24 protein-coding genes are annotated in these 22,158 nt (G+C 62.8%); 11 read left to right on the top strand and 13 right to left on the bottom strand.

The features are described from left to right. Positions 1 to 18: 18 nt before the first annotated feature. The 6 genes from AC1RTP_RS13685 to AC1RTP_RS13660 are packed head-to-tail and all read left to right on the top strand — an operon-like array spanning position 19 to position 6,433. Positions 19 to 981, top strand: a complete 963-nt coding sequence (locus AC1RTP_RS13685; RefSeq protein ID WP_498608175.1) for an ABC transporter substrate-binding protein — start codon at positions 19 to 21, stop codon at positions 979 to 981. Continuing rightward, positions 981 to 2,522 (top strand): sugar ABC transporter ATP-binding protein, encoded by a 1,542-nt coding sequence (locus AC1RTP_RS13680; protein WP_498608174.1) that lies wholly within the window; start codon positions 981 to 983, stop codon positions 2,520 to 2,522. Before AC1RTP_RS13685 ends, AC1RTP_RS13680 begins: the two co-directional genes overlap by 1 nt. Beyond that, on the top strand, positions 2,519 to 3,529 hold the full coding sequence (locus AC1RTP_RS13675; protein WP_498608173.1) for an ABC transporter permease: 1,011 nt from the start codon (positions 2,519 to 2,521) through the stop codon (positions 3,527 to 3,529). Before AC1RTP_RS13680 ends, AC1RTP_RS13675 begins: the two co-directional genes overlap by 4 nt. Beyond that, positions 3,526 to 4,479 (top strand): galactofuranose ABC transporter, permease protein YjfF, encoded by a 954-nt coding sequence (gene yjfF, locus AC1RTP_RS13670; protein WP_498608172.1) that lies wholly within the window; start codon positions 3,526 to 3,528, stop codon positions 4,477 to 4,479. The genes AC1RTP_RS13675 and yjfF overlap by 4 nt, the downstream gene beginning before the upstream one ends. A gap of 11 nt (positions 4,480 to 4,490) precedes the next feature. Continuing rightward, positions 4,491 to 5,447, top strand: coding sequence for a glycoside hydrolase family 43 protein (locus AC1RTP_RS13665; protein ID WP_498608171.1), 957 nt, complete (start codon positions 4,491 to 4,493; stop codon positions 5,445 to 5,447). A 44-nt stretch (positions 5,448 to 5,491) separates the two neighbouring features. Further along, positions 5,492 to 6,433, top strand: coding sequence for a LysR family transcriptional regulator (locus AC1RTP_RS13660; protein ID WP_498608374.1), 942 nt, complete (start codon positions 5,492 to 5,494; stop codon positions 6,431 to 6,433). Here AC1RTP_RS13660 and AC1RTP_RS13655 read toward each other — a convergent pair whose 3' ends face one another. Then, positions 6,434 to 7,309: an SMP-30/gluconolactonase/LRE family protein gene (locus AC1RTP_RS13655; protein ID WP_498608170.1), complete on the bottom strand. Its 876-nt coding sequence runs from the start codon at positions 7,307 to 7,309 to the stop codon at positions 6,434 to 6,436. Between the two features lie 195 nt (positions 7,310 to 7,504). Further along, positions 7,505 to 8,734, bottom strand: coding sequence for a multidrug efflux MFS transporter MdtH (gene mdtH / locus AC1RTP_RS13650; protein WP_498608169.1), 1,230 nt, complete (start codon positions 8,732 to 8,734; stop codon positions 7,505 to 7,507). Between the two features lie 91 nt (positions 8,735 to 8,825). Between mdtH and AC1RTP_RS13645 the strand changes: the two genes are divergently transcribed. Further along, positions 8,826 to 9,710, top strand: a complete 885-nt coding sequence (locus AC1RTP_RS13645) for a LysR family transcriptional regulator (protein ID WP_498608168.1) — start codon at positions 8,826 to 8,828, stop codon at positions 9,708 to 9,710. Here AC1RTP_RS13645 and AC1RTP_RS13640 read toward each other — a convergent pair. Together AC1RTP_RS13640 and AC1RTP_RS13635 are read right to left on the bottom strand one after the other, a co-directional pair. Beyond that, on the bottom strand, positions 9,699 to 9,890 hold the full coding sequence (locus tag AC1RTP_RS13640; RefSeq protein ID WP_498608167.1) for a hypothetical protein: 192 nt from the start codon (positions 9,888 to 9,890) through the stop codon (positions 9,699 to 9,701). The genes AC1RTP_RS13645 and AC1RTP_RS13640 overlap by 12 nt on opposite strands. Before the next feature lie 50 nt (positions 9,891 to 9,940). Further along, positions 9,941 to 10,732, bottom strand: a complete 792-nt coding sequence (locus AC1RTP_RS13635; RefSeq protein WP_498608166.1) for an alpha/beta fold hydrolase — start codon at positions 10,730 to 10,732, stop codon at positions 9,941 to 9,943. A gap of 65 nt (positions 10,733 to 10,797) precedes the next feature. Between AC1RTP_RS13635 and AC1RTP_RS13630 the strand changes: the two genes are divergently transcribed. After that, complete coding sequence (locus AC1RTP_RS13630) at positions 10,798 to 11,526, top strand: substrate-binding periplasmic protein (protein WP_498608165.1); 729 nt, start codon at positions 10,798 to 10,800, stop codon at positions 11,524 to 11,526. Between the two features lie 123 nt (positions 11,527 to 11,649). After that, positions 11,650 to 11,994 carry a hypothetical protein gene (locus AC1RTP_RS13625; RefSeq protein WP_498608164.1) on the top strand — a complete coding sequence of 115 codons (345 nt, stop codon included), beginning with the start codon at positions 11,650 to 11,652 and terminating at the stop codon, positions 11,992 to 11,994. On the opposite strand, the gene AC1RTP_RS13620 is transcribed toward AC1RTP_RS13625, so the two are convergent. Next, positions 11,991 to 12,296 (bottom strand): DUF4124 domain-containing protein, encoded by a 306-nt coding sequence (locus AC1RTP_RS13620; RefSeq protein ID WP_498608163.1) that lies wholly within the window; start codon positions 12,294 to 12,296, stop codon positions 11,991 to 11,993. The two genes, AC1RTP_RS13625 and AC1RTP_RS13620, sit on opposite strands and share 4 nt — an antisense overlap. A 47-nt stretch (positions 12,297 to 12,343) precedes the next feature. Next, on the bottom strand, positions 12,344 to 13,261 hold the full coding sequence (gluQRS, locus tag AC1RTP_RS13615) for a tRNA glutamyl-Q(34) synthetase GluQRS (protein WP_498608162.1): 918 nt from the start codon (positions 13,259 to 13,261) through the stop codon (positions 12,344 to 12,346). Between the two features lie 117 nt (positions 13,262 to 13,378). Here gluQRS and AC1RTP_RS13610 point away from each other — a divergent pair, with 117 nt between their 5' ends. Next, a complete protein-coding gene (locus AC1RTP_RS13610; protein ID WP_498608161.1) occupies positions 13,379 to 14,995 on the top strand; it encodes a M28 family peptidase in 1,617 nt (538 codons plus the stop codon). Between the two features lie 89 nt (positions 14,996 to 15,084). Here AC1RTP_RS13610 and AC1RTP_RS13605 read toward each other — a convergent pair whose 3' ends face one another. After that, positions 15,085 to 15,831 (bottom strand): FCD domain-containing protein, encoded by a 747-nt coding sequence (locus tag AC1RTP_RS13605; RefSeq protein ID WP_498608160.1) that lies wholly within the window; start codon positions 15,829 to 15,831, stop codon positions 15,085 to 15,087. Positions 15,832 to 15,910: 79 nt separating this feature from the next. Here AC1RTP_RS13605 and AC1RTP_RS13600 point away from each other — a divergent pair, with 79 nt between their 5' ends. Then, positions 15,911 to 16,717 (top strand): DUF4019 domain-containing protein, encoded by an 807-nt coding sequence (locus AC1RTP_RS13600; protein WP_498608159.1) that lies wholly within the window; start codon positions 15,911 to 15,913, stop codon positions 16,715 to 16,717. A 1-nt stretch (position 16,718) separates the two neighbouring features. Here the strand turns inward: AC1RTP_RS13600 and AC1RTP_RS13595 are convergent, their stop codons facing one another. Genes AC1RTP_RS13595 through AC1RTP_RS13570 form a run of 6 tightly spaced genes read right to left on the bottom strand, consistent with a single transcriptional unit; the run spans position 16,719 to position 22,157 of the window. Further along, complete coding sequence (locus AC1RTP_RS13595; protein ID WP_498608158.1) at positions 16,719 to 17,327, bottom strand: SRPBCC family protein; 609 nt, start codon at positions 17,325 to 17,327, stop codon at positions 16,719 to 16,721. Next, complete coding sequence (locus AC1RTP_RS13590) at positions 17,324 to 18,028, bottom strand: cyclic di-GMP-binding domain-containing protein, MshE-related (protein ID WP_498608157.1); 705 nt, start codon at positions 18,026 to 18,028, stop codon at positions 17,324 to 17,326. Before AC1RTP_RS13590 ends, AC1RTP_RS13595 begins: the two co-directional genes overlap by 4 nt. Continuing rightward, a complete protein-coding gene (locus AC1RTP_RS13585; protein ID WP_498608156.1) occupies positions 18,015 to 18,977 on the bottom strand; it encodes an AraC family transcriptional regulator in 963 nt (320 codons plus the stop codon). The genes AC1RTP_RS13590 and AC1RTP_RS13585 overlap by 14 nt, the downstream gene beginning before the upstream one ends. A gap of 15 nt (positions 18,978 to 18,992) precedes the next feature. Beyond that, on the bottom strand, positions 18,993 to 19,526 hold the full coding sequence (locus AC1RTP_RS13580) for a DUF2059 domain-containing protein (RefSeq protein ID WP_498608155.1): 534 nt from the start codon (positions 19,524 to 19,526) through the stop codon (positions 18,993 to 18,995). Between the two features lie 11 nt (positions 19,527 to 19,537). Then, complete coding sequence (locus tag AC1RTP_RS13575; RefSeq protein ID WP_498608154.1) at positions 19,538 to 21,139, bottom strand: OmpP1/FadL family transporter; 1,602 nt, start codon at positions 21,137 to 21,139, stop codon at positions 19,538 to 19,540. A gap of 10 nt (positions 21,140 to 21,149) precedes the next feature. Continuing rightward, positions 21,150 to 22,157 (bottom strand): transporter, encoded by a 1,008-nt coding sequence (locus AC1RTP_RS13570; RefSeq protein WP_498608153.1) that lies wholly within the window; start codon positions 22,155 to 22,157, stop codon positions 21,150 to 21,152. Position 22,158: the final 1 nt, after the last annotated feature.

Raw genomic sequence — 22,158 nt, 5'->3', positions numbered from 1 at the left:
ATAAAACTGGAGACTGGCATGACCTTCACTCGCAGAACTATTCTCGGCGGCGCATGCGCCCTTGCTTTGGCTGCATCGGGCAGCGTCTTTGCGGCTAAGCCGCTGGTGATGGGCTTCTCCCAGGTGGGCGCAGAAAGCGAATGGCGCAGCGCCAACACCGCCTCCATCAAGGACGCCGCCAAACAGGCCGGCATCACCCTCAAATTCGCCGACGCGCAGCAAAAGCAGGAAAACCAGGTCAAGGCGATCCGCTCCTTCATCGCCCAGCGCGTGGACGTGATTGCGTTCTCGCCTGTGGTGGAAACCGGCTGGGAGACCGTGCTGCGCGAAGCCAAGGCCGCAAAGATTCCTGTGATCCTGACCGACCGCGCTGTGAACGTGGCTGACAAGTCGCTCTACGTGACCCTGATCGGCTCCGACTTCGTGGAGGAAGGCCGCCGCGCCGGCCGCTGGCTGGCCGACTATGCAGCCAAGTCGAACAAGCCAGTGCTGAACGTGGTTGAATTGCAGGGCACCGTCGGCTCGGCCCCAGCGCTCGACCGCAAGGCCGGTTTCGAGGAAGCCATCAAGGGCAACGCCAAGCTGAAGGTGCTGCGCACCCAGACCGGCGAATTCACCCGTGCCAAGGGCAAAGAGGTGATGGAGGCCTTCCTGAAAGCCCACGGCAAGGACATCAACGTGCTGTATGCGCACAATGACGATATGGCGATCGGCGCCATCCAGGCCATCGAGGAAGCGGGCCTGAAACCTGGTAAGGACATCATCATCGTTTCCATCGACGGCGTGAAAGGCGCTTTCCAGGCCATGATCGCAGGGAAGCTGAACGTGTCGGTTGAATGCAGCCCCTTGCTTGGCCCGCAGCTGATGAAGGCTGCGCAGGACGTTGTGGCCGGCAAGCCTGTGGCGCCGCGCATCGTGACCGAGGAACGCGTGTTCCCGGCGGAGGTGGCGGCCAAAGAACTCCCTAACCGGAAATACTAATGACTAAGGCAGTGGCGCCGGTGCTGGAGCTGTCCGGCATCCATAAGGAATTCCCTGGCGTGAAGGCGCTCAGCGAGGCGGGCTTGCGGCTCTATCCCGGCGAAGTGCATACGCTGATGGGACAGAACGGCGCGGGAAAATCGACACTGATCAAGGTTTTGACCGGGGTGCATGCGCCGGATCGTGGGCGCATTGTGATGGAGGGGCAGGAAATCCGGCCCGGTTCCACCCAGGAGGCGCAGGATCTCGGCATCTCCACGGTGTACCAGGAAGTTAACCTGTGCCCGAACCTGTCGGTGGCGGAAAACATCTTCATCGGCCGTTATCCGCGCAAGTGGGGACTGGTGGATTGGGCTGCCATGCGGACGCGTGCCGCGGCTCTGCTGCGCGACTTGGAAATCGATATCGATGTGGCGGCGCCGTTGTCCCGCTATCCACTGGCAATCCAGCAGATGGTGGCGATCTCGCGGGCATTGAATATTTCGGCGCGCGTGCTGGTGCTGGATGAACCGACTTCCAGCCTCGACGAGGCGGAGGTGCAGTTGCTGTTCCGCGTGCTGCGCCGCCTGCGCGAGCAGGGGATGGCGATCCTTTTCGTGACCCACTTCCTGGACCAGACCTATGCCATTTCGGACCGTATCACGGTGATGAGGAATGGCGAGCGGGAAGGGGAGTATGTCGCTGCCGGCCTTTCGCGCTTGGCGCTGGTGAACAAGATGATTGGCAAGCCGGCGGACGAATCGGACGATTCGGCCGTCGACGCAGGGCAGGAGGCACGTGCGGCCGCCAACGACGCCGCGCCTCCATCGCCTGTCGTGCTGGAAACGCGTGGGATAGGACGCAAGGGCGTCCTGCAGCCGGTGGATATGCAGGTGCGGGCGGGCGAAGTGCTTGGCCTGGCCGGCCTGCTGGGCGCTGGCCGCACTGAACTGGCGCGCCTGCTGTTTGGTGCTGACCGCGCGGACCAGGGCGATATCGTGATTGGCGATAAGGCGTCCGGCGCTTTCTCGAATCCCCGCCAGGCGATCGCGGCGGGCATTGGTTTCTGTTCGGAGGACCGCAAGCTGGAAGGGGCGGTGTTGTCGCTGTCCGTGCGAGAGAATCTGGTGCTGGCCTTGCAGGCCCGCCAGGGCATGCTGCGGGCGATTCCTATGCAACGCCAGCGTGAACTGGCGGAAGAATATGTCAAGGCGCTCGGCATCCGCACTGCCAGCATCGAGACGCCGATCGGGACTCTGTCAGGCGGCAACCAGCAGAAAGTGCTACTGGCGCGCTGGCTGGCGACCGATCCGCGCTTGATGATCCTGGACGAACCAACGCGCGGCATTGACGTGCGTGCCAAGCAGGAAATCATGGACTATGTAACTACGCTGTGCAAACGCGGTATGTCGCTGCTGTTTATCTCGTCCGAGCTACCGGAAGTCTTGCGTTGCAGCGACCGCATGATCGTCATGCGCGACCGCGCCGCCTGCGGCGAATACCACCGCGGCGACCTGGACGAATCCACCGTGCTGCACGCCATTGCAGGGGAGTCGGCATGACGCATTCCGCTACCTCCCCGTCCACCGCCACCGCGGCTGCTGCGGCGCTGCGTCCTGGCGCGCTCCTGCTCGCACATCCGCTTGCGCGGCCGCTCGGTGCGTTGATCGTGCTGCTGCTGATTAATCTGTTCGCGGTGCCGGGTTTCTTCCACCTGGAGTTGAAAGACGGCCACTTGTATGGCGCCATGGTCGACATCCTGAACCGCGCCGCGCCGCTCATGCTGGCGGCCACCGGCATGACCGTCGTTATCGCCATGCGCGGCATCGATATCTCGGTGGGTGCGGTGGTGGCGCTGGCGGCAGCCGTCGCCTGCACCATGGCCGCCGCTGAACAGCCGCTGTGGCTGGCCTTCGCCGCAGCACTGGGAGCCGCCTTGCTGTGCGGAGTCTGGAACGGCCTGCTGGTGGCAAGCCTTGGCCTGCAACCCATCGTCGCCACCCTGGTGCTGATGGTGGCGGGACGCGGCCTGGCGCAGCTGGTCACCGACGGCCAGATCATCACCGTCTACCGCGATGACTTCTTCGTCCTTGGCAGCGGCTACCTGCTTGGCCTGCCGGTCGCCTTGTACGTGGCCCTGGCCGTCGTGGCGGCAGTGGTGCTGGCCATGCGCAAGACGGCCCTCGGCCTGTTCACGCAAGCGGTTGGCATCAACCCTGTGGCAGCAAGGCTGGCCGGCATCCGCGCCGGTGCGCTGGTGTTCGCAAGCTACGCCTTCTGCGCAGTATGCGCTGGACTGGCGGGCCTGATCATCAGCTCCAACATCAAGAGCGCAGACGCCAACAACGCCGGTTTGCTGCTCGAGCTGGACGCCATCCTGGCCGTCACGCTGGGCGGCACCTCGCTGGCGGGCGGCAAATTCAACCTGGCCGGAAGCGTGATCGGCGCCCTGATCATCCAGACCCTCACCTATACCGTTTATTCGCTCGGTGTGCCGCCGGAAGTCAACCTCGTCGTCAAGTCGCTGGTGGTGTTCGCGGTCTGCCTGTCGCAAAGGAGCAAGGCATGACCCGCGCCCCGTACTTCACCTCCCTCGTCACGGTCGGCCTGCTGCTCCTGCTGCTGGTGGCCGGCGGCATCGCCTATCCCGGCTTCCTGTCGCTGCAAGTGATGCTGAACCTGTTGATCGACAATGCCTTCCTGCTGGTGATTGCCATCGGCATGAGCTTCGTCATCCTGTCCGGTGGCATCGACCTGTCGGTGGGCTCCGTGCTTGCGCTCAGCACCATGGTCGCGGCCTGGCTGCTGCATGTAGCGCACTGGCCGCCCGCCGCCGTCATGGCTGCCGTGCTGCTGATGGGAGCAGTATTCGGCGCCGGCATGGGCGCCTTGATCCACTTCTTCCGCCTGCAACCGTTCATCGTCACGCTGGGCGGCATGTTCCTGGCGCGCGGCTTGTGCTACCTGATCAGCGTGAACTCGATCCCGATTGAAGACCCGGCCTTCGTCGCCATCTCGCAAGCGCAAATCGGCATCTTCGACGGTTTCGTTTCGCCTGGCGTGCTGGTGGCGCTGGTCTTGCTGGCGATAGCGATGGCCGTCGCGCACCTGACCCCATTCGGCCGTGCCGTCTACGCAGTCGGCGGCAACGAGCAATCGGCGCAGATGATGGGCCTTCCGGTCGCCGTCACCAAGGTCGCCGTGTACGCTATCAGCGGCGGCTGCGCGGCGCTGGCAGGCCTGCTGTTCGCCTTCTACATGCTGTCCGGCTACGGCCAGCACGCACAAGGTACCGAGCTCGATGCCATCGCCGCCGTGGTGATCGGCGGAACGCTGCTGACGGGCGGCTATGGCTATGTGGCGGGCGCGCTGACCGGCGTTCTGGTGCTGGGCGCCATCCAGACCCTGATCGTCTTCGACGGCACGCTCAGCTCGTGGTGGACCAAGATCGTGATCGGCGTGCTGTTGTTCGCGTTCTGCGCCCTGCAACGCCTGCTGGCCTGGAAACAGAAAAACTAAAAGGAGATTCCATGTTCTTGAAATCAGCCGTGGCTTCGGCCCTGGCCGCACTGGCTACGCTGGCGCACGCCGGCAACCCTATCGTCAAAGACATCTTCACCGCCGACCCGGCCGCCCTGGTCGATGGCAACCGCGTCTACCTCTACGTCGGCCACGACGAAGCGCCGCCGGAAGGCAAGGACTACGTGATGCGCGAATGGCGTGTGCTTTCGTCCTGCGACATGAAGAACTGGACCGACCAGGGCTCGCCGCTGAACGTGAAGACCTTCAAATGGGCCAAGGCTGACGCCTGGGCTGCCGACGTCACCAAGCGCAATGGCAAGTACTACTTCTACGCTCCGGTCGAACACGATGCCAGCAAGCCAGGCAAGGCAATTGGCGTGGCGGTGTCGGACAAACCGACTGGCCCCTTCGTTGATGCGCGTGGCAGTGCCCTGGTCACCAATGACATGACCAAGGAAAGCGATATTCCGTGGGACGACATCGACCCCGCAGTCTTCATCGATAAGGACGGCCAAGCCTATCTTTACTGGGGCAACCGCGTTCTGAAATACGCCAAGCTGAAGCAGAACATGGTCGAACTCGATGGCCCGATCCACACTGTCGGCATCGACAACTTCACCGAAGCCGCCTACCTGCACCGCCACGACAAGACCTATTACCTGAGCTACTCGCGCAACTTCCCTGAGGAGACCGCGTACGCCACCGGCCCGAGTGCCACTGGCCCCTGGACTTTCCGCGGCAAGATCATGGACATGAACAAGGTCGTCAAAACCATCCACCAGGCGATCATTGACTTTAACGGCAAATCCTACATCTTCTACCACAACGACAAGCTGCCGACCGGCGGCGAATTCCGTCGCTCCGTGGCAGCGGAGGAACTGCACTACAACAAGGACGGCACCATCGCCTTCATCCCGCAAACGGCGGAAGGCCCGGCCGCCAATCCTTCGGCGGGCTGCAAATGAAGCGCGACTTATTGATCGATAACGGCGGTGGTATCATGCCCCGCATGACTACCCCGAATCCCAACTGGTTCCTGAAGGCGCGGTTAAAAACCCGTCAACTGCTGTTGATGATCGCGCTGGATGAACACCGCAACATCCACCGTGCGGCGGAAGAATTGCATATGACGCAGCCGGCGGCCTCCAAGCAGCTCAAGGACCTGGAGGACATGCTCGACGTGAAGCTGTTCGAGCGCCTGCCGCGCGGCATGGAGCCTACGCTGTACGGCGAAACCATGATCCGCCACGCGCGCATGGCCCTTACCAGCCTGGCCCTGGCGCACGACGATATCGTGACGCTGAAAGCCGGCCTCTCCGGCCAGGTGGAAGTGGGCGTCATCATGACGCCGGCCATGAACTTGCTGCCGAACGCCATCACACGCGTCAAGAAGGAAGCGCCGCTGCTGCGCATCGGCGTTCAGGTGGAGGCCAGCAACGTGCTGATGGAGCTTCTTCAGCGCGGCACGCTGGACTTCATGATCGGCCGCATCCTGGAGAAAGAAAGCACGGCGGGCCTGGTGTATGAGGAATTGACCGAGGAGCCGGCATGTGCCGTGGTGCGTACCGGCCACCCATTGCTGTCGCGCGAAAAGCTGCAGCTGAAGGATATTGCCAACCGCCCATGGATCCTGCCGCCGCAAGGCAGCATCCTGCGCCACCGCTGCGACATGATGTTCCGCCGCGCGGGCTTGGAACCGCCGGTTGACGTGGTGGATACTACTTCACAGCTGCTGATCACGGCCCTGCTGCAAAAGACCGACGCCCTGCACGTGATGCCGGTGGAAGTAGCGCGTTATTACGAAGAGTTGAATGTGTTGTCGATCCTGCCGCTGGAGCTGCCGTTCCGCATGGATGCATTCGGCATCATTACCAAGGCCGACCACCTGATGTCGCCGGGCGCCAACCTGCTGTTGCAGGCTGTGCGCAATGCGGCGAAAGAGCTGTATTAATCAGCCGAAGGCGTTTGCCGGTAAGCCAGGAACATCGATGCGGGCGCGGAATACGGCGCCCGCCAGCGGCTCCTGCGCCAGCTGCTCCGCCGACAAGCCTTCGCGCGCTGTGGTGATGTAGAGGGTGCGCAGGTCGGCACCGCCAAAGGCCAGAGATGCGGGATGCGACGTCGGCAGCGGCACTTCGGCCAGCAACTCGCCTTGAGGGCTGAAACGGCAAACGCGCTTGCCGCCCCAGGTCGACACCCAGATGCAACCTTCGCTGTCTGCCTGCATGCCGTCCGGTGAACCGCCTTCGTAGCGGCGCCATTTTTCGCGCTTTCCGAGGCTACCGTCGGCCGCCAACGGATAGCGGTAGGTCACGTCGAGGAAGCTGTCCGAGTGGTACAGCGCACTGCCGTCCGGCGCAAAGGTTGGACCATTGCAGATATGGTAGCCCTCGTCGGCGACATGCAGCTGCAGGTCTGCGTCGAGCCGGAACAGTTTACCGACTGTCTGCCGGTAATCGGTATTGTGCATGGAGCCGAACCACAGGCGGCCGGAAGGATCGACCTTGGCGTCGTTCAGGCGCTGGCCGGCGGCGCCGTCCACCACGTGCTTGACCGGCTCGATGCGCAGCTCCGGCTCAAGCCACAGGCGCACCACGCTGTCGCGCAAGCCGGCCATGAAGCCATCGCCATCACGGCGTGGCACCAGCCAGCATATATAGTCGGGCAGCAGCCAGCTGCGATGCTCATGTTTAGCGGCATCCCAGGCATGGACGATGCAGCGCTTGAGGTCAACGAACAGCAGGCGGTCTTGTGCAGGCAGGTAGAGCGGGCCTTCGCCCAGTTCAGCGGCGAGGGGCAGGACGCATTCGGCTTGGTAGGTTTTCATCACAGCATTTTATGCCGCGCAGCTGCACAGGTGCGATGCATTTTTTCAGCCCAGCTATAACGAATTTGGCATAGGTGACGATTGGTGAGAATGTTTCAACGTTTTGCGTTCTACAATGAATTACCCAACCAAAGTGTTTAGCCCGCCGCAAATGGCGGGCTTTTTTTTCGCCGCCATTCCGCATGAAAGTCGGGGTCAGGTCGAGCAATCGGACACGGGCCCGGCCGTAAACGGATGGGCCCGTGTCCGATTGCTCGACCTGACCCCGACTTTCAATAACGTCAGCGTGAGAAAGCCGATGGCTGCCAATACGAGCCAGGGCAGCGAAGGTCTGTCCAGTTTGCGGCTAAGGTCAAGCAGCCAGCCACCGGCGGTGTAACCGGACAGGCCGCCGACCGCCAGTCCGATCCTGCTGAGTCCCATGTAGCTGGCGCGGGCTGATGGCTGTGCGTAGCGCGATACCAACGATTCGCGCGCCGGTTCCGCCACGAGCGACCCGGTGTAGAACACGGCGATGCAGGCGAACATGAGCGCCAGTGAGTTTGCCGTCGCCATGGCCAGCACGGCGCAGCACATAATGCCGATCCCGCCCAGCAGGCGTGTTTCCAGTGACAGGTAACGCTCCCCGAGCCGAGCCAAAGGGTAAAGCAAGGTGAGTGCCAAGAGTGCATCCATCGCATACATCCAGGCTACGGTACGCGGCGTGCCTGATAGCCTGGTCAGCGTGACCGGAACCAGCATCATCAGCTGCACCGTCATGATGTAGTAGCCGCTCAGCGTCAGTGCCAGCTGCATGTAGGCCTTGTCGTGCAAGGGGATGCGCATGGCTGCAAAGGCCGAGGTGCCGGGCGTGGCGACGCGGTAGGCCGGCATCAGCCGCGCATTGGCCAGGGCCGCCAGCACAAAGATCGCGCAGCCGGCCAGTCCCACCAGGCGGAAGTCCACGCCAAGCAGCATGGTGCCGATCAGGGCGCCGGTTACGGCGGATACGCTTTCCTGCATCATCAGCAGCGAATAGAAATGCGGCCGTTCGGCGGGGCGCGTCAGCTTCACCGTCAGTGCGCTGCGCGCCGGTTCGAACAGGCTGCCGCCAAGGCCCGACATCACGCAGGAAACCAGTAGCCAGGCTGGATTGGCGGCGAAGCCCATGAGCGCAAAGCCGGCGGCTCGAAGCAGCATGCCGCCAACGATCATTGGCTTGGTGCCATAACGGTCGGACAGTGAGCCGCCGAACAGGGCAAGGCCTTGCTGCGCCAACTGGCGGGCGCCGAGCGCCAGGCCGACGGCTGCGGCGGCCCAGCCCAGCTGGCCGACGAAATGCAGGCCGATGATGGGAAACACCAGATAGAAGCCGCCCACCACGAGTACGTGATCGATCATCAGAAACCGCTTGCCCAGCTGCCTTGCCCTTTGTGCTCCCACCATGCTCTTTCTCCTAACGCAATGCAGACATCTTAGGCAGGGCTGAGACATAATAGAAGCCGCTATCTAATCATATTTTATATTGGATTTTCTTATGTCTCTCAGCTTCGATGACCTGGCCCTGCTGGTGGAAATCGTGGAGTGCGGAAGTTTCAGCCAGGCCGCGGCGCGGCGCCGCTGGTCGCAGCCGCAGGTGAGCCAGCGCGTGGCGGCATTGGAGGAGCAACTGGGCGTGCAGCTGTTTGCGCGGCACCGGCGCGGCGCCACGGCGACACCGGCTTGCCTGACGTTTTTGCCTGCGGCGCAGCAGGCGCTGGCCGCGCTGGAGTCGGGACGCCAGGCGGTGCAAGGCGCGCCGGCGCTGCCGCAGATCACGCTGTCCTGCGTGCCGTCGCTGGCGGCGCTGATGTTCGGTCCCATCCTGCTCAAGCTGGCCGACGCGCCGCTGGAAATCCGCTGCAGCACCGACCATTCGCCGGTCATCATGGAGAAGCTGCTGACGGGACGCGTGCAACTGGGCCTGGTGCTGAAGTGTCCCGCCATCGCCGGCATTCACCTTGAGCGTCTATCGGTATCACCTATCGTAGCGGTGGTGCGGCGCGGCCACCCGCTGACGAAAAAAGGCCCGCTGCAACTAGCCGACGTGGCCAATGCGCGCCTGGCGCCGCAATATTGGGGAGAGGATTGCGATGAGTTGATCCGCATGATTCGTGCACACCGCCGCAGCGACAGCCCGATTCATGCGATCCAGCCGTCAAGCGCTTCGATCCTGCTGGCGCAGGAACATGGCTTCTTGACCTTCATGCCGGAAATGGCGGCTGCACGCCAGCTTAAGCTGGGCAACCTGGTGAAACTGGAGATTACCGATTTGCCTCACTGGGAATGGGAGGCGATGGTGGCCTGGCGCAGCGGCAAGCGGCCCGATGCCGCCAAACTGCGTGTGCTGCAGGCCGTGCGCGAGGTGGAATTAATGCAGTGAGGGAGTGTCGCTGTGATGGCGGCGCTGCTCAGGATATGCCAGCACGCGCAGGATCACGTTGCGTGGCACCTGGTTGCTTTGCATATAAATCCACGCGTTGGCCGCGCCCATTTGCGCGAGCAATTCAATGCCCTTGTCGACCTCGACTGCCAACTGCTGGTTATAGCGTGTATCACTCATGGCGCCGCTCCCCTTGCGGATTGTTATCCGGCCATTATCGAACAATAAAGTCAGGCGAGCAAGCGCTGGTTTTCCAGGAAGCCAAGCAGCACTTCATTGACGGCAGCAGCGTGCGTGATCGGCGCCATATGGCCGCCGGCCGTCAGCGTGAACTGCGCTTGCGGCAGCGCGGCGGCCAGGGTGTCGGCCACGCGGCGGGTGGAAGCAGGGCCTTTGGCGCCGGCCATGACCAGTGCCGGCACGTCCAGCTGCGCCATGTCGGCAGGGCGGGCAGGTTCGCCAAGCAGAGCCACGAAGTCCAGTTTGACTTTGGCGATGCCGCTGGTGAAGCGGTGGCGCTGTACTTCCGGCAGCGAGTCGAAGGCGCCGTCGCGGTTCCAGTAATCGATAAAGGTGCGGGTCGCGTCTTCCGCGGTGGCTGCGGCGTTGATGCGCGCCACCACGGCTTCGATTTCCTGGCGGCCTGCATCGCTGGCGGGCAACAGGTGGAAGGCTACCGGTTCGAACACCGACAGCGACAGCACACGCTCGCGCATCAGGCGAGCCAGGCGCAGCGCGGTGGCGCCGCCGTAGGAGTGGCCGACCAGGTGGAATGGTTCGCCGGCGTCCAGGTGAGAGGCCAGGGCGGCGGCCACGGCGTCGGCTTCGTGCGCCAGGGTGTAGCCGGCTGCAGCTGCTTCGGTCGGAAAGGCGGACTTGCCGTATCCCAACAAATCGATGGCGATGAAACGGAAATTAGCCTCTTGCTCGGCCATCAGGGTGGCCCACTGGCTGCGGGAACTGAGCGAACTGTGCAGTAAAACAACGGCTGGGCGTAGGTCTGTCTGGGTGTGCATCGTCATCTTGAAAACCGGTTATCCAAAAGATAAGCCCGCTATTATAACCCGCGTGCTACCATGGATCGGCTATGAGACTGCTACCCGGACTGCTGGCCGTGTATTGCAGCCTGGCCGCACTGACGTGCCAGGCGAGTGAGTCGCTTACTGTCTTTTATAACTTGCGGCCGCCCTATGTGTCGCTGCAGGATGATGGCGCCATCGCAGGACTGACCGGCACGCCAGCGCGGCAAGCGCTCGCCCGCGCCGGAATTTCGGTGAACTGGAGCGAAATGCCCACTAATCGCCAACTCCTGGCGATTCGCGAAAATGCCCGAAGCGTCTGCGCCATTGGCTGGTTCCAGACAACGGACCGGGCTGCGTTCGCTAAATTCACCAATGCCATTTACCGCGACCATGGATGGATGGTGCTGGTGCGCTCCGGACTGCCGGTCGAAGAGCGTGACTCCCTGCCGGAAGTGCTGGCGCGGCCTGGTATGCGTGTCATGGTCAAGGACAAGTATTCCTATGGGCCGGAGATCGATGCGCTGCTGGCGCAGGCCAAGCCTGCCGTCGCGGTCTCGACAGGGACTACCTTGCAGATGCTGCAGTCCCTTGGCGCCCGCAGCGTGGACCTGATCTTTGTCTCGGACGAAGAAGGGCGCTACCTGATGTCCAATGCGATTTCCCAGGCCTCCCAGTTGCGCCTGCTGCGCCTGGCGCATATGCCGAAAGGGGAAAGCCGCCACATCATGTGTTCGCGGCAAGTCCCCGATGCGCTGATCGAGCGGCTCAACAAGGCGATCCGATTTAACCGCTAGGTGTCGAAATTCCTTACAGAAATCACCAACTTCCGCAGCGCACGATTGAATTCCCCTTGACACAGAAGCGTGGCACAGAACCTGCTTTGTTACTTTCAGTGACGATAGGAGGCCAAAGTGATCATGGAACGCTCTGCTTTGCCCGCGCTTTTGTTTACCTTATTGCTCGGGTTGCTCATGCAAGGGATGCTTGCGGAACTGCACTTCGCGACCGCGCAATCGGAGTGGGTGTACCGATCCTTGTATCTGGTGGCGTTACTCTTGAACATGCTAGCAGTGCGCCGCCTGAATCCAGCAAATATTGCGGCGGCCATGTTGCCACTTGCGCCGATGGTCATGGCGGTGGCGATCACTTATTTTTCCGTCAGTGACCCGGAAGCGCCGGCACAGGTGACCTTGCTGTTCCTGCCCATCGTGCATGGTGCAGCGGCGGCCTGCATGCTCTTCCTGCCGCTGGAGGATGACTAGCGTGCGCTGGCGACCTTGTCGCGCAAGCCTAACGCCTGACGCGCCAGCCGTAGCGTCTCGACATCGACTTTAGGTGGCACGCTGACAGGCGGCTTGCTGGCCCAGCGGCTGCGGTTTTGCTCATTTGGCGGCAGCGTGAAGTGTTCCTTTTCCATCACCGGACGCGCTCTCATTTCCAGTGTTTCGCATGGGCGGTCGGTCAGCATGACCACGCCCCCACTGTCGATGCAGCGGTACAGGGAGTCTTGGGCGGCGGCCGGCAATGCGATCGCGCACAAGGCCGAGAGAATCAAAAGCCGCATGGCACACCTCCTTTCGCTTGATGGAGGCAGTGTGCGGCCAGCTTAAATCAGGGTCTGTGCGGCGACTCACCGTGGGCGCGCAGTACCGCTTCCCATGCCGGAATTGCCGCGCGCCAGAATTCGTCGATGGTAACTGCTTGTATCTCCATGCCGAGGAAGCGTGCGGCGGGCAGCAGGGCGCTGCCGAGCAGGCCTTCGGCAGGAGCACCGGTATCAAAGGCTAGCGCACCGGTTTGCTTGGACAGTTTCTCGCCGTCGGCATTGAGCACCACGGGAACGTGCAGGTAGCGCGGCTGCGGCAAGCCAAGCAGCTGCTGCAGGAAGATCTGGCGCGGCGTGGAGTCGAGCAGGTCGGCACCGCGCACGATGTCGGTGATGCCTTGCGCGCCATCGTCGACGACTACCGCAAGCTGGTATGCCCAGAAGCCGTCGGCGCGGCGGATCACAAAGTCGCCCACTTCGGCCGTGATGTCCTGGCTTACTTCGCCGGCAAAGCGGTCGTTGAAGTGGATGATGCAGTGCGGTTCTTGCGGCGTACGCAGGCGCAGCGCTCGCGCAGTGCGGCCGGGCGCCAGGCCATTGCGGCAGGTGCCGGGATAAACCAGGTTCGGATGGCCGGACTGGCCCAGGCGCAGCTGGGAATCGGCGATCTCCTTGCGCGAACAGCCGCAGGGGTAGATGTTGTGGCCGAGCTGCAGCAGCGCTTCTTCGTAAAGCTTTTCACGTTGCAGCTGCCACGTCACCTCGCCGTCCCACTGCATGCCGCAACGCTGCAGCGAGGCCAGGATATGCTGGGAGGCGCCGGCCACATTGCGGTCGCGGTCTACGTCTTCCACGCGCACCAGCCAGGTGCCGCCATGGACTTTGGCATCGAGGTAGCTGGCCATTGCCGCCACCAGGGAACCCAGGTGCAGCGGTCCGGTCGGGGAAGGCGCAAAGCGGCCGATGTAGGGTTGCTGTTTCATACGGGGCGTAGGATACCATCCCGCATGCTGCGGTGCAGCTTGGCGTATCCGGTAAATCCGCTAGAATGCCCCGCGCGGCCATGGCGCCGCCACCTTCGACCAATACACGACGATCAAATGAAAAAAATCATTCTTGCAGTCTCCGTGGCGCTGGCGCTGGCTCCCGCTTATGCAGCGGGCGTCAAGGCCGGCAAGGCAGTGCAGCCTATCGTGCAGGAAGCACCGCTGCGCGCCCACCTGGCTTTCCTTTCCAGCGACTTGCTGGAAGGCCGTGGTACTGGGCAGCGCGGCGGCGATCTGACCGTCTCCTACCTGGAAAACCAGGCACTGGCCGCGGGCCTGAAGCCGGCCAATGGCAACAGCTATCGCCAGCTGGTGAAGATTGCAGGCGTCAAGACCGATGCCGCGGCTTCAAGCCTGCGCATGGAAGTGAACGGCGCGGCGCTGCCGGCCAGCTTCGGCAAGGACTGGGTATATGCACCGGGCGATGCGCAAGCGTCGCACACCTTCAATGCCGACCTGGTTTTCGTGGGCTACGGCATCAACGCGCCGGAAGAGGGCTGGGACGATTACAAGGGCCAGGATGTGAAGGGCAAGGTCATCGTCATGATGGTCAACGACCCAATGCCGACAGCGGAAGCGCCGAACCGCTTCGGCGGCAAGGCCCTGACTTACTATGGGCGCTGGACTTACAAGTTCGAAGAAGCCAAGCGCCGCGGCGCAGTTGGCGCGCTGCTGATCCACACCGATGCTTCCGCTTCCTACGGCTACAGCGTGGTGCAGAACAGCTGGGACGGCGTGGAGCGCTTCCAGCTGGCGCAAGGCACGCCGGGCACTGAGCTTCAGGGCTGGCTGACCAATGACACCGCGGTGGCCCTGTTCAAGGCTTCCGGCCTGGACCTCGACCAGCTGCGCGCTGCGGCTGAACGCAAGGACTTCCAGCCGGTGGCGTTGAAGGCGAAGCTGACGGGCGAGATGAAGGCGGCCGTTCGCAACGTCGAACAATTCAATGTAGCGGGCGTGGTGCCGGGCACCGATCCTAAGCTGAAGGATGAAGTGGTTATCTATTCGGCGCACTGGGACCACCTGGGCAAGCAGGGTACCGGTGCGGACACGATCTTCAACGGGGCGGTCGATAATGCTTCCGGCAGCGCCGCCTTGCTGGCAATGGCGCAGGAGGCAGTGAAGTCGCCGGCCAGGCGCAGCCAGATGTTCCTGTGGGTGGCGGCGGAAGAGCAGGGCTTGCTGGGTAGCGCGGCATATGCGGAGGCGCCCTTGTGGCCGCTGGCGAAAACCGCCGCGAACCTGAACCTCGATTCGCTGAACTGGATCGGTACGACACGCGATATCGGCACCGCAGGCAGCGAACGCACTGAGCTGGGCAAGATGGCCGAAGCTGCGGCCAAGGGCATGAAGATGGTGATCGCGGCGGAGAAGCCGGACCTGTCGGGCGGTTACTTCCGTTCGGACCATTTCTCGTTTGCGAAGGCAGGCGTGCCGGCGTTCTCGATTACTTCGGGTGGCGATTACCTGGGTGATAAGGAGAAGGCGGAGCAGATGCGCGCTTCTTATCGCAAGAAGTATCACCAGGTGAGCGATGAATATGACCCGAGCTGGTCGATGGCGGGGATGACGCAGATGGCGCAGTTCACCTTGAACCTGGGGCGGATTGTGGCCGATGCGCCGAAGATGCCGGCTTGGCGGGCCGGCGATCCGTTTGGCAAAACCCGGTAAACCGGTACCCCGGTGCCTGACCCGCAGGGTCCGGCACCGATACGCGGCTGCCGCTGGCTGGTGTCTGGCCCTGCGGGTCAGACATCGCTTTACCGGTTTTCAAGCCGTCGCACAGCCGACGACCTCCGCTCTTCATTCTTCAAATTCTCCCGCATCGTCATCTGCACAAACTCCAGGTGCTGATTGGCCGCACGCCGCGCCACCTCCATCCTGCGCTCGCGCACAGCATCCCAGATTGCCCGATGCTGAACCTGCAACTGCATCCACAACTCAGGCCGCGCGTTGAGGTACTCCAGGTTCCCCTGCACATGCCCCTCCATCACCTTATGCAGGCTCGAACTCAAATGCCCGATCATCACATTGTGCGAAGCCTCTGCAATCGCCTGGTGAAAATCCACATCGGTCTTGATGCACTGCTCCAGGTCCTGCGCGGCAAAGGCGCGTTCCAGCGCTTCATGACACTGGCGGATACGTTCGAAGTCTTCCTCGGTCCCGCGCTCGGCCGCCAGTTGCGCCGCCTGGCCTTCCAGCATATGGCGGAACTCCAGCATATCGCCATGGATGTCGGGATGGTCCTTCAGCATCTGCTGCCAGGGATCGGTGAACGCCGCTTGCATCGACTCGGTGACGAAGGTGCCGCCGCCATGGCGCGTGATCAGCAGCCCCTTGGCCACCAGCGACTGCAAGGCGCCGCGCAGCGAAGGGCGCGACACGCCCAGCTCCACCGCGAGCTCGCGCTCGGACGGCAGGCGGTCGCCCGCTTTCAGCGAGCCCTCAAGGATACGGTTTTCAAGTTCGGTGGCGACGACGTCGGACAGGCGTTGGACGGATGGCATATCGACAAGTGGCTTGGTGGTATGACCACGGATGCTAGCATATTTGACCCACGATTGTTCCATAGTCTATATTTCAACAATGATTAATTTTCTGTTACTCGCAGCCGCTGCAAGCGGCAGCATTGACTACCCTTCCGCCGAGGCGGCGCTGGCGTCGCTGAAGGCGCGCGGCGAAGTGACGTTTTCGGTGGAAAGCGGCTGGACCATTGCAGACGACAAGGCCAATCACACGCTCTGGTCGTTCACCCAGCCCGGCCACCCGGCCCATCCCGCCGCAGTCCGGCGCACGGTGGTCATCGAAAATGGCCAGCCTTCAATCAGGATGAACGCGCTGTGCAAGGCGAAGCAGCAAGCTTGCGACGATATGCTGGAAGAATTTCGCCGCATGAACACAGCGCTGCAGCAATCGCTCGCTCCGTCCAGGCCGGCCAATGCGGCGCCATCCTGGCAGCCGACCAGTACGCAAAAGGCGCGCGTCGAGGAATTGAGCAAGGCCTACTTTGCCGACAAGGATGCGGCGCGCTATCGCCAGGCATGGGAGCGCATGGGGCCGGGCCTGCAAAAGCAGTGGACGTTCGAGCAATGGCGCGATGCCAGCGCCGACAGCATGGCGCGCGCCGGCGCGATGCAGCAGCGCGAGCTGAGAAAGGTAACGATTTACCGCAGCTCGCAAAGCGGCACGCCGGGCACCTACGCCGCAGTGGATTTCAGCGGCCGCACTGCCAATGCCGACACCTACTGCGCCTACCTGGTGTGGACCGAACAAGCCGACGGCAGTTTCCTGTTGCTGCGCGAGGAAGAAAACTTTATCTACAATGCCACGAGCGCGCGCCTGACGTCAGACCAGCGCAACAAGATGCGCAGTGTCTATCACTGTACTGATTAGCTTATTTTCCTGCCTGCGCGCGTAAGGCTTCCAGCGTGCGCGGAAGGCTGCGCTTGCTCATCATGTCAACTATCCAGCCGAAACCATACGGTACCGGGCCTGGATCGGCGTAGACGTGGTATTCAACCAGTGTCTTGCCGCCGTCGCCGGGCGCCGAAGTAAATTGCCAGTAGCCCGTGGTGTCGGCGATTGTGTCGCCCGCAGCCAATCCCGTTGGCACCAGGCGCCAGTTCAAGCGGCACTGTGAAGCGGCGGGCTGCTGCGGCTCCAGCCGCAAGCGGTATTTCTTTTCCTGTCCCAGCGGCAGGTCGAGGGTCATGTCGACCAGCACATAGCCATCGCCCGCGCCGACGGGCAGGGCGCTCTTGGTGTTCGGCATATAGGAGGAGTAGGACGGGTAGTCCTGCACCATGGCGCACAGGCGCGGTACGGAGGCCGCAACCAGCGTCCAGGCAGTGAATGCTTTGCCGGGAAGGCCGGTGCTGGGCGTTTCCACGACGTGCACCAAGCCGCCTTCCAGCGATGCAATGTCGGGTGACTGGGGCGCTGCCATGGCGACGGTGCAAGCCAGCGAGGGCGCCAGCAGCAAGAAGCGGGCGGCGCGCTTCATTTCTTGAGCGCCAGGGTGATGACCGTGCCGGTCAGGTCGATGCCGCGCATGGAGATGCTGCCGAACGACGGCCCGCCCGGCGCCGATCCATGCACCCGAATGTTGTTGAAGTTGATTTCGCCGATGGTGGTGGGCAGGTTCAGCGACAGCGAGCCGTCCGGGTTGATGGTGGAAGTCGCGCGGTTTGCGGCGTACACCACGTTGTGCACGCTGACGTCCGCATCGAGCACGCCCAGCACCGGGTTGACCAGCTTTGCCAGGTCGCCGCTTACTTCGACGCCGTTTTTCTTCAGCTGATCGCGCACCTGGCGCACCAGGTCGTCCTCCAGGCCCTGCGCCGACACTGCATCGAGTTCATGCTCGGTCAGCGCGGCGAGCGAGCCTTCGCGCGGGAAGATCGCCGCAGGCGCGCTGATGGCAGCCGGCGCCGCCGCCACAGCTTCGGCCGCGTAGGCTTCCAGCGGCGCGAAGATCGCACCCAGCAGAGCCGCCGCCGTGCGCACGCGGCGCTGCTTGCGCAGGATGTCCTGCACATGCTGGTGCGTGACCAGGTTCCACTCGGCGAGAATCTCGCCCAGGCGCTGGCCCGTCTGGCGCTGGTGCTCGATCGCGCTTTGCAGCTGTTCTTCGGTGACCAGCTTGTGCTTGACCAGCAGCTGGCCAAACAATTGCGCCGGGTGTTCGGGTCTATACCATGCCATGTTTTTCTCCATGATTTGCCAGGTCGGAAGGCGTCATGCCGAACCAGCGCTTGCATGCACGGTAAAACGCGCTTGGCTCGGAAAAGCCCAGTTGGAAGCTGAGCATCTTCAACGACAGGTCGCCAGCTTCGAGCGACTGCCGCGCCAGGGCACGCCTGGTATCGTCTACCACGGTGGAAAAACTGGTGCCTTCTTCCGCCAGGCGGCGCTGCAAGGTGCGTTCGCTCATGGCCAGAAGATCCGCCACCGTGTCGCGATGCGGCGGTCCTTTTGGCAGCAGCGAGGCGAGGATTTCCTGCACCCTCGCAGTGAAAGCCGGTGGATGCGCCTCCGCCAACTGCGCCAGCAGGTGCTGGCCGCCGCCCTGCTGCGGCATGCCGCCATTGGGCAGCGCCGCCACCATATCGGAATCGGAAAACTCCATCACATTGTGCGGCCGGTTGAAATGCACCGGGCAGCCGAAGGTGTTTTCGAAGAAGGCCGCATTGGCAGGCTCCGGGAAGGCGTATTCCACCATCACCGGCACCGCGTCGTCGCGGCCGGAAGCACAGCGCAGGGTGCGCAGCAGTACGCACCAGACAAAGTCGTAACGCTGGCGCGGCACCATGCGGTGCATGCCAGGCAGCAGGATGCCCACGCGCGACTGGCCGTGGCAACGCTCGATCGAACATTGCACAGTCGGCGAGAGCAGCATGATGTGTCCCATCACTCCAAGCCAGCCCAGTCGGTGCGGAGTGGAGACCTTCAGGCCGATCAGCGGATCGCCAGAATGCTCCACCACCAGCTCCCACAGGTGGCTAAGCTTGTCCGACAGCGTCAGCGCATCGCACGCCAGGCCGTCGCCCTCATTCAGGCCGGCCAGCTCGAACAGCGCTTCCGCCTCGACGCCGGAATGGGAAAGGCGCGACTTGACGCCGCGCACCAGGTGAAGAGCTGAAGAATAGCTCATGGCCTGTGCTCCCGCTCAGGGCGTCACCGCACTACGCAGGCGCATGCCGATGCGCTGCTGCAGGTCTTGCAGCTTGGGGTCGATCACGGCGCGGGTATCGGCGGCTACGCCTTCGCCCAGCTTTTTCTGCAGTTCCGGCACCATGGCTTCGAACTTCTTCTTCACCGGCGATTCCAGGATGGCGATGATCTGGCGCAGTTCTTCTTCCGTGAAGCGCTCCGCCAGCATCGGGGCCACCGTGGTGCCGACGATCTTCTGCGCGCTGGCTTGCGTAGCCGGCCGATTGTCGTCCATGAACTTGCGGGCGTCGGTCATGATTTCCTTTATTGCCGCGTCGCGTTTTTCAGGCGATACGCGGCCTTGCAGTACGACGCGGGCCTGCTGTACCGCGTCGCCCACGGGCTGCTGCAGCATCGATTCGCTGATGGTCTCCGGATGCCACAGCTGCAGCAGGCGGTTGACCAACTCCTGTTTGGCCGCGGGAACCTGGGCCGCTTGCACTGAGGTCCCGATGGCAAGGGCGGCGATCACTGTCGCGAGTTTTTTCATCTCATGCGCTCCTAGAAATGTTCGACAAGACTGAATCCGAAATACCGGACCTTGATGTCGCCGGCCACGTCATGGCCGGCATAAGGGTTGTAAATAATGTTGAGGAATTTGCTGCTGTTCATGTTGTCCGACGTTTCCGCCGGGGCGTTGAAGCTGCCTTTCATATAAGTGCCCGTGAGATTCAGTTCATAGCTCTTGTTGACGCGCCAGTTCAGGCCCATGCTATACAGCTTGGTGTCCGGCAGTGGTGCGATCAGGTCGATCTTGTCGAGCGGGACCGAAGACTTGCGCGGCTCGTAACCAAAGCGCAGCGCCAGGCCGTCAAACGGAGACAGCGTCAGGCCATAGCCGAAATTCACCACGCTCTTGTAGCCGCGCGGGATCTTCAGCTTGGTGGAATCCGGAATGCCGTACAGGCGCGCCACTTCGAGCAGCTTGATGCTCTGGTCGAATTCGAACACCAGCTGGTCCCAGTCGCTCCAGCGTGCGTAGCTGGCATCCACGTTCAGCTGCACGTATTTCACCGGCTTGAACTTCAGGCCGACCTGCAGGTGCGAAGGGAAGGAGATCGTCGCCGACATATTTCCCTTCTGGACTTCGGGGATGGACTGCGGCAGGCCCAGGATGGCGCCGGCCACAGGCCCGAACAGGCTCGAATTCAGGCCTTTGACGAAGTTGCGCAGCATGGGCTGGGTGTCGAATTCGTATTTGCCGGTGTAGCGCGTGCGCGAACCGCCCTGGTAAACCGCGCCCAGGGCAAACCACGGTGCTGGCTCCCACAGCACGCCGAGGTTCAGCGTCGGGTCGACCGGCGACGTCATTTCAAGGCGCATCGAAGCTGCGTTCTTGAACGGGCTGACCATGCCCTCCTTGCCGCCGCCGCACAGGCCAAAGCCGAAAGTGTCGATAATGTTGCCGCCATCCTCCGGGCACCAGCCCTGCTGCAGCTTGCCGAAGATGCCGAGCAGCTGGTTAGGGAAGCGCATCTGCGTATCGACCACAAAGGCCGAGTGCGCGATCGGCACGCCGGCGCCGAAGCTCAAGGTGTCCGAATACTTATAGCCGAAGGAGGGCGACGCGTACACCAGGCGTTGCAGCTGGATCTGGCGGCCATCAAAACGGCCCGGGTCGTTCGGGTCTTTGGTGCGGTCAAGGCTGATCGCCTGTGCCATATAAGAATTGGTGGCGAAGGTCCATTTCGAGCCCGGGTTGTGCCAGGCAAAGCCCAGGGTGGGCACGACCACGAAGGGCAAGCGCCAGCCGGGCATGCCGTAAGTCGGCACATACATGGCTTGCCGCATCGGTCCCGTGCTGGTGCCGCTGATCGGGTCGTCCTTCCAGCCGCCGATATCGAAATTGTCGGGGCGCGTGAAGGTGGCGCTTGAGCGGATCGATGCGCCGAACGCGGTGTGCTGCGTAAGGTCGCCCTGCAGGCGGGCCAGCCCGGCAGGGTTGAAGTGCACCGAGTCGATGCCCGGTGGATCTGCCGTGACGGCATTGCCCAGCGCCATGGCCACCACGCTGGTGGTCAGGTTTTCCACCAGCGCAGCGTGTGCGGGCAGGGCGCATGAGATCGCAGCGGCACATGCCGCCATGCGGAGCGGGGCGCGCATCGCTCCCTCGTCAGAACGCCAGAGGCATGTTCAGGCCAACCGAGAAGTTCGGCGAGTCCGCGGTGAGGCCGATACCGACCGACATATTGACCGTGTTCTTCGGCGACATGCGGTAACCCATGCCGAAGTTCAGGATCGCGGAAGTTTGCGAGGCAGTCTTCACGTTCAGGCCGTCGGCAAAACGCAACTTGGCGCCTTGCGCGATCGCGCCCTGGAAGGACATCGTTGTAGAAATGCCATACGACAGGGCATACGCGAAGCCCATGCCGAAGCCGAACTGTGTACCCGGCGCCACACGGTTCAACACGCGCGTGCCATTGACCTGGTTCAGGCCCGTGGCCGGCGCGCTGGCAGTCAGCGAAACGGAGCCGAACAGCGCGACAGGATCGACGATGCGGTTGACGTTCATGCCCAGCGACAGTGCCGCGACGCCGCTGCCGGTTGCCTCGCCGCTGCCGGCGATGATCTTGAACGGGCTGCGACCGGTGGGCAGGCGCAGGTTGGTGACGGCGGTGAAGTTGGCCGTGTCGCGGCGCGCTTCCCACGGCTGGTAGCGTGCGCCCAGCGTCATGTCGCCCAAGGAGAACGAGGTGTTGTTGCCGCCCTTGGCTTCGGCATACTTGCCGATCACCGGCAGGGTGACGTTGGCGGTCAGGTTATCCCACACGCCATAGTCGACCGACAGGGTGTTGGTGACGACGTGCGACGATACGTTCTCGATTTCGAACAGGGTCAGGCCCTCGGCCGTGAAATCGGTGACGAGCTTTTCCTGGCCGATGTAGCTGTAGTTCAGGTCATAGGTGTATTGGTATTTCCCCTTGCGGATCAGGGAGTACTGCTTGTCGACCGCGGTCAGGGTTTCCTTCAGCAGGGCGCTTTGGTCGCCTTCTCCTTCTTTTTTTGCCAGCGCATCGCGTGCCTTATCGGTGCTATTCGCTGCCGTGCTCTCCTGGGCGCCGGCGGTCGAATGCACCAGCAGCGCGGTGGCAAGCAAAACAGGCAGGGTGACATATTTCATG

This window comes from Pseudoduganella sp. GW821-FHT11H04 (assembly GCF_058807935.1).
The sequence above is the reverse complement of the archived record's forward strand: the minus strand, read 5'-3'. Positions and strand labels throughout refer to the sequence as shown.

Excerpts from the sequence above, each read along its gene's own strand:
- AC1RTP_RS13685 (WP_498608175.1), top strand. The coding sequence starts at position 19 with ATGACCTTCACTCGCAGAACTATTCTCGGCGGCGCATGCGCCCTTGCT.
- AC1RTP_RS13680 (WP_498608174.1), top strand. The coding sequence starts at position 981 with ATGACTAAGGCAGTGGCGCCGGTGCTGGAGCTGTCCGGCATCCATAAG.
- AC1RTP_RS13675 (WP_498608173.1), top strand. The coding sequence starts at position 2,519 with ATGACGCATTCCGCTACCTCCCCGTCCACCGCCACCGCGGCTGCTGCG.
- yjfF (WP_498608172.1), top strand. The coding sequence starts at position 3,526 with ATGACCCGCGCCCCGTACTTCACCTCCCTCGTCACGGTCGGCCTGCTG.
- AC1RTP_RS13665 (WP_498608171.1), top strand. The coding sequence starts at position 4,491 with ATGTTCTTGAAATCAGCCGTGGCTTCGGCCCTGGCCGCACTGGCTACG.
- AC1RTP_RS13660 (WP_498608374.1), top strand. The coding sequence starts at position 5,492 with ATGACTACCCCGAATCCCAACTGGTTCCTGAAGGCGCGGTTAAAAACC.
- AC1RTP_RS13655 (WP_498608170.1), bottom strand. The coding sequence starts at position 7,309 with ATGAAAACCTACCAAGCCGAATGCGTCCTGCCCCTCGCCGCTGAACTG.
- mdtH (WP_498608169.1), bottom strand. The coding sequence starts at position 8,734 with ATGGTGGGAGCACAAAGGGCAAGGCAGCTGGGCAAGCGGTTTCTGATG.
- AC1RTP_RS13645 (WP_498608168.1), top strand. The coding sequence starts at position 8,826 with ATGTCTCTCAGCTTCGATGACCTGGCCCTGCTGGTGGAAATCGTGGAG.
- AC1RTP_RS13640 (WP_498608167.1), bottom strand. The coding sequence starts at position 9,890 with ATGAGTGATACACGCTATAACCAGCAGTTGGCAGTCGAGGTCGACAAG.
- AC1RTP_RS13635 (WP_498608166.1), bottom strand. The coding sequence starts at position 10,732 with ATGACGATGCACACCCAGACAGACCTACGCCCAGCCGTTGTTTTACTG.
- AC1RTP_RS13630 (WP_498608165.1), top strand. The coding sequence starts at position 10,798 with ATGAGACTGCTACCCGGACTGCTGGCCGTGTATTGCAGCCTGGCCGCA.
- AC1RTP_RS13625 (WP_498608164.1), top strand. The coding sequence starts at position 11,650 with ATGGAACGCTCTGCTTTGCCCGCGCTTTTGTTTACCTTATTGCTCGGG.
- AC1RTP_RS13620 (WP_498608163.1), bottom strand. The coding sequence starts at position 12,296 with ATGCGGCTTTTGATTCTCTCGGCCTTGTGCGCGATCGCATTGCCGGCC.
- gluQRS (WP_498608162.1), bottom strand. The coding sequence starts at position 13,261 with ATGAAACAGCAACCCTACATCGGCCGCTTTGCGCCTTCCCCGACCGGA.
- AC1RTP_RS13610 (WP_498608161.1), top strand. The coding sequence starts at position 13,379 with ATGAAAAAAATCATTCTTGCAGTCTCCGTGGCGCTGGCGCTGGCTCCC.
- AC1RTP_RS13605 (WP_498608160.1), bottom strand. The coding sequence starts at position 15,831 with ATGCCATCCGTCCAACGCCTGTCCGACGTCGTCGCCACCGAACTTGAA.
- AC1RTP_RS13600 (WP_498608159.1), top strand. The coding sequence starts at position 15,911 with ATGATTAATTTTCTGTTACTCGCAGCCGCTGCAAGCGGCAGCATTGAC.
- AC1RTP_RS13595 (WP_498608158.1), bottom strand. The coding sequence starts at position 17,327 with ATGAAGCGCGCCGCCCGCTTCTTGCTGCTGGCGCCCTCGCTGGCTTGC.
- AC1RTP_RS13590 (WP_498608157.1), bottom strand. The coding sequence starts at position 18,028 with ATGGCATGGTATAGACCCGAACACCCGGCGCAATTGTTTGGCCAGCTG.
- AC1RTP_RS13585 (WP_498608156.1), bottom strand. The coding sequence starts at position 18,977 with ATGAGCTATTCTTCAGCTCTTCACCTGGTGCGCGGCGTCAAGTCGCGC.
- AC1RTP_RS13580 (WP_498608155.1), bottom strand. The coding sequence starts at position 19,526 with ATGAAAAAACTCGCGACAGTGATCGCCGCCCTTGCCATCGGGACCTCA.
- AC1RTP_RS13575 (WP_498608154.1), bottom strand. The coding sequence starts at position 21,139 with ATGCGCGCCCCGCTCCGCATGGCGGCATGTGCCGCTGCGATCTCATGC.
- AC1RTP_RS13570 (WP_498608153.1), bottom strand. The coding sequence starts at position 22,157 with ATGAAATATGTCACCCTGCCTGTTTTGCTTGCCACCGCGCTGCTGGTG.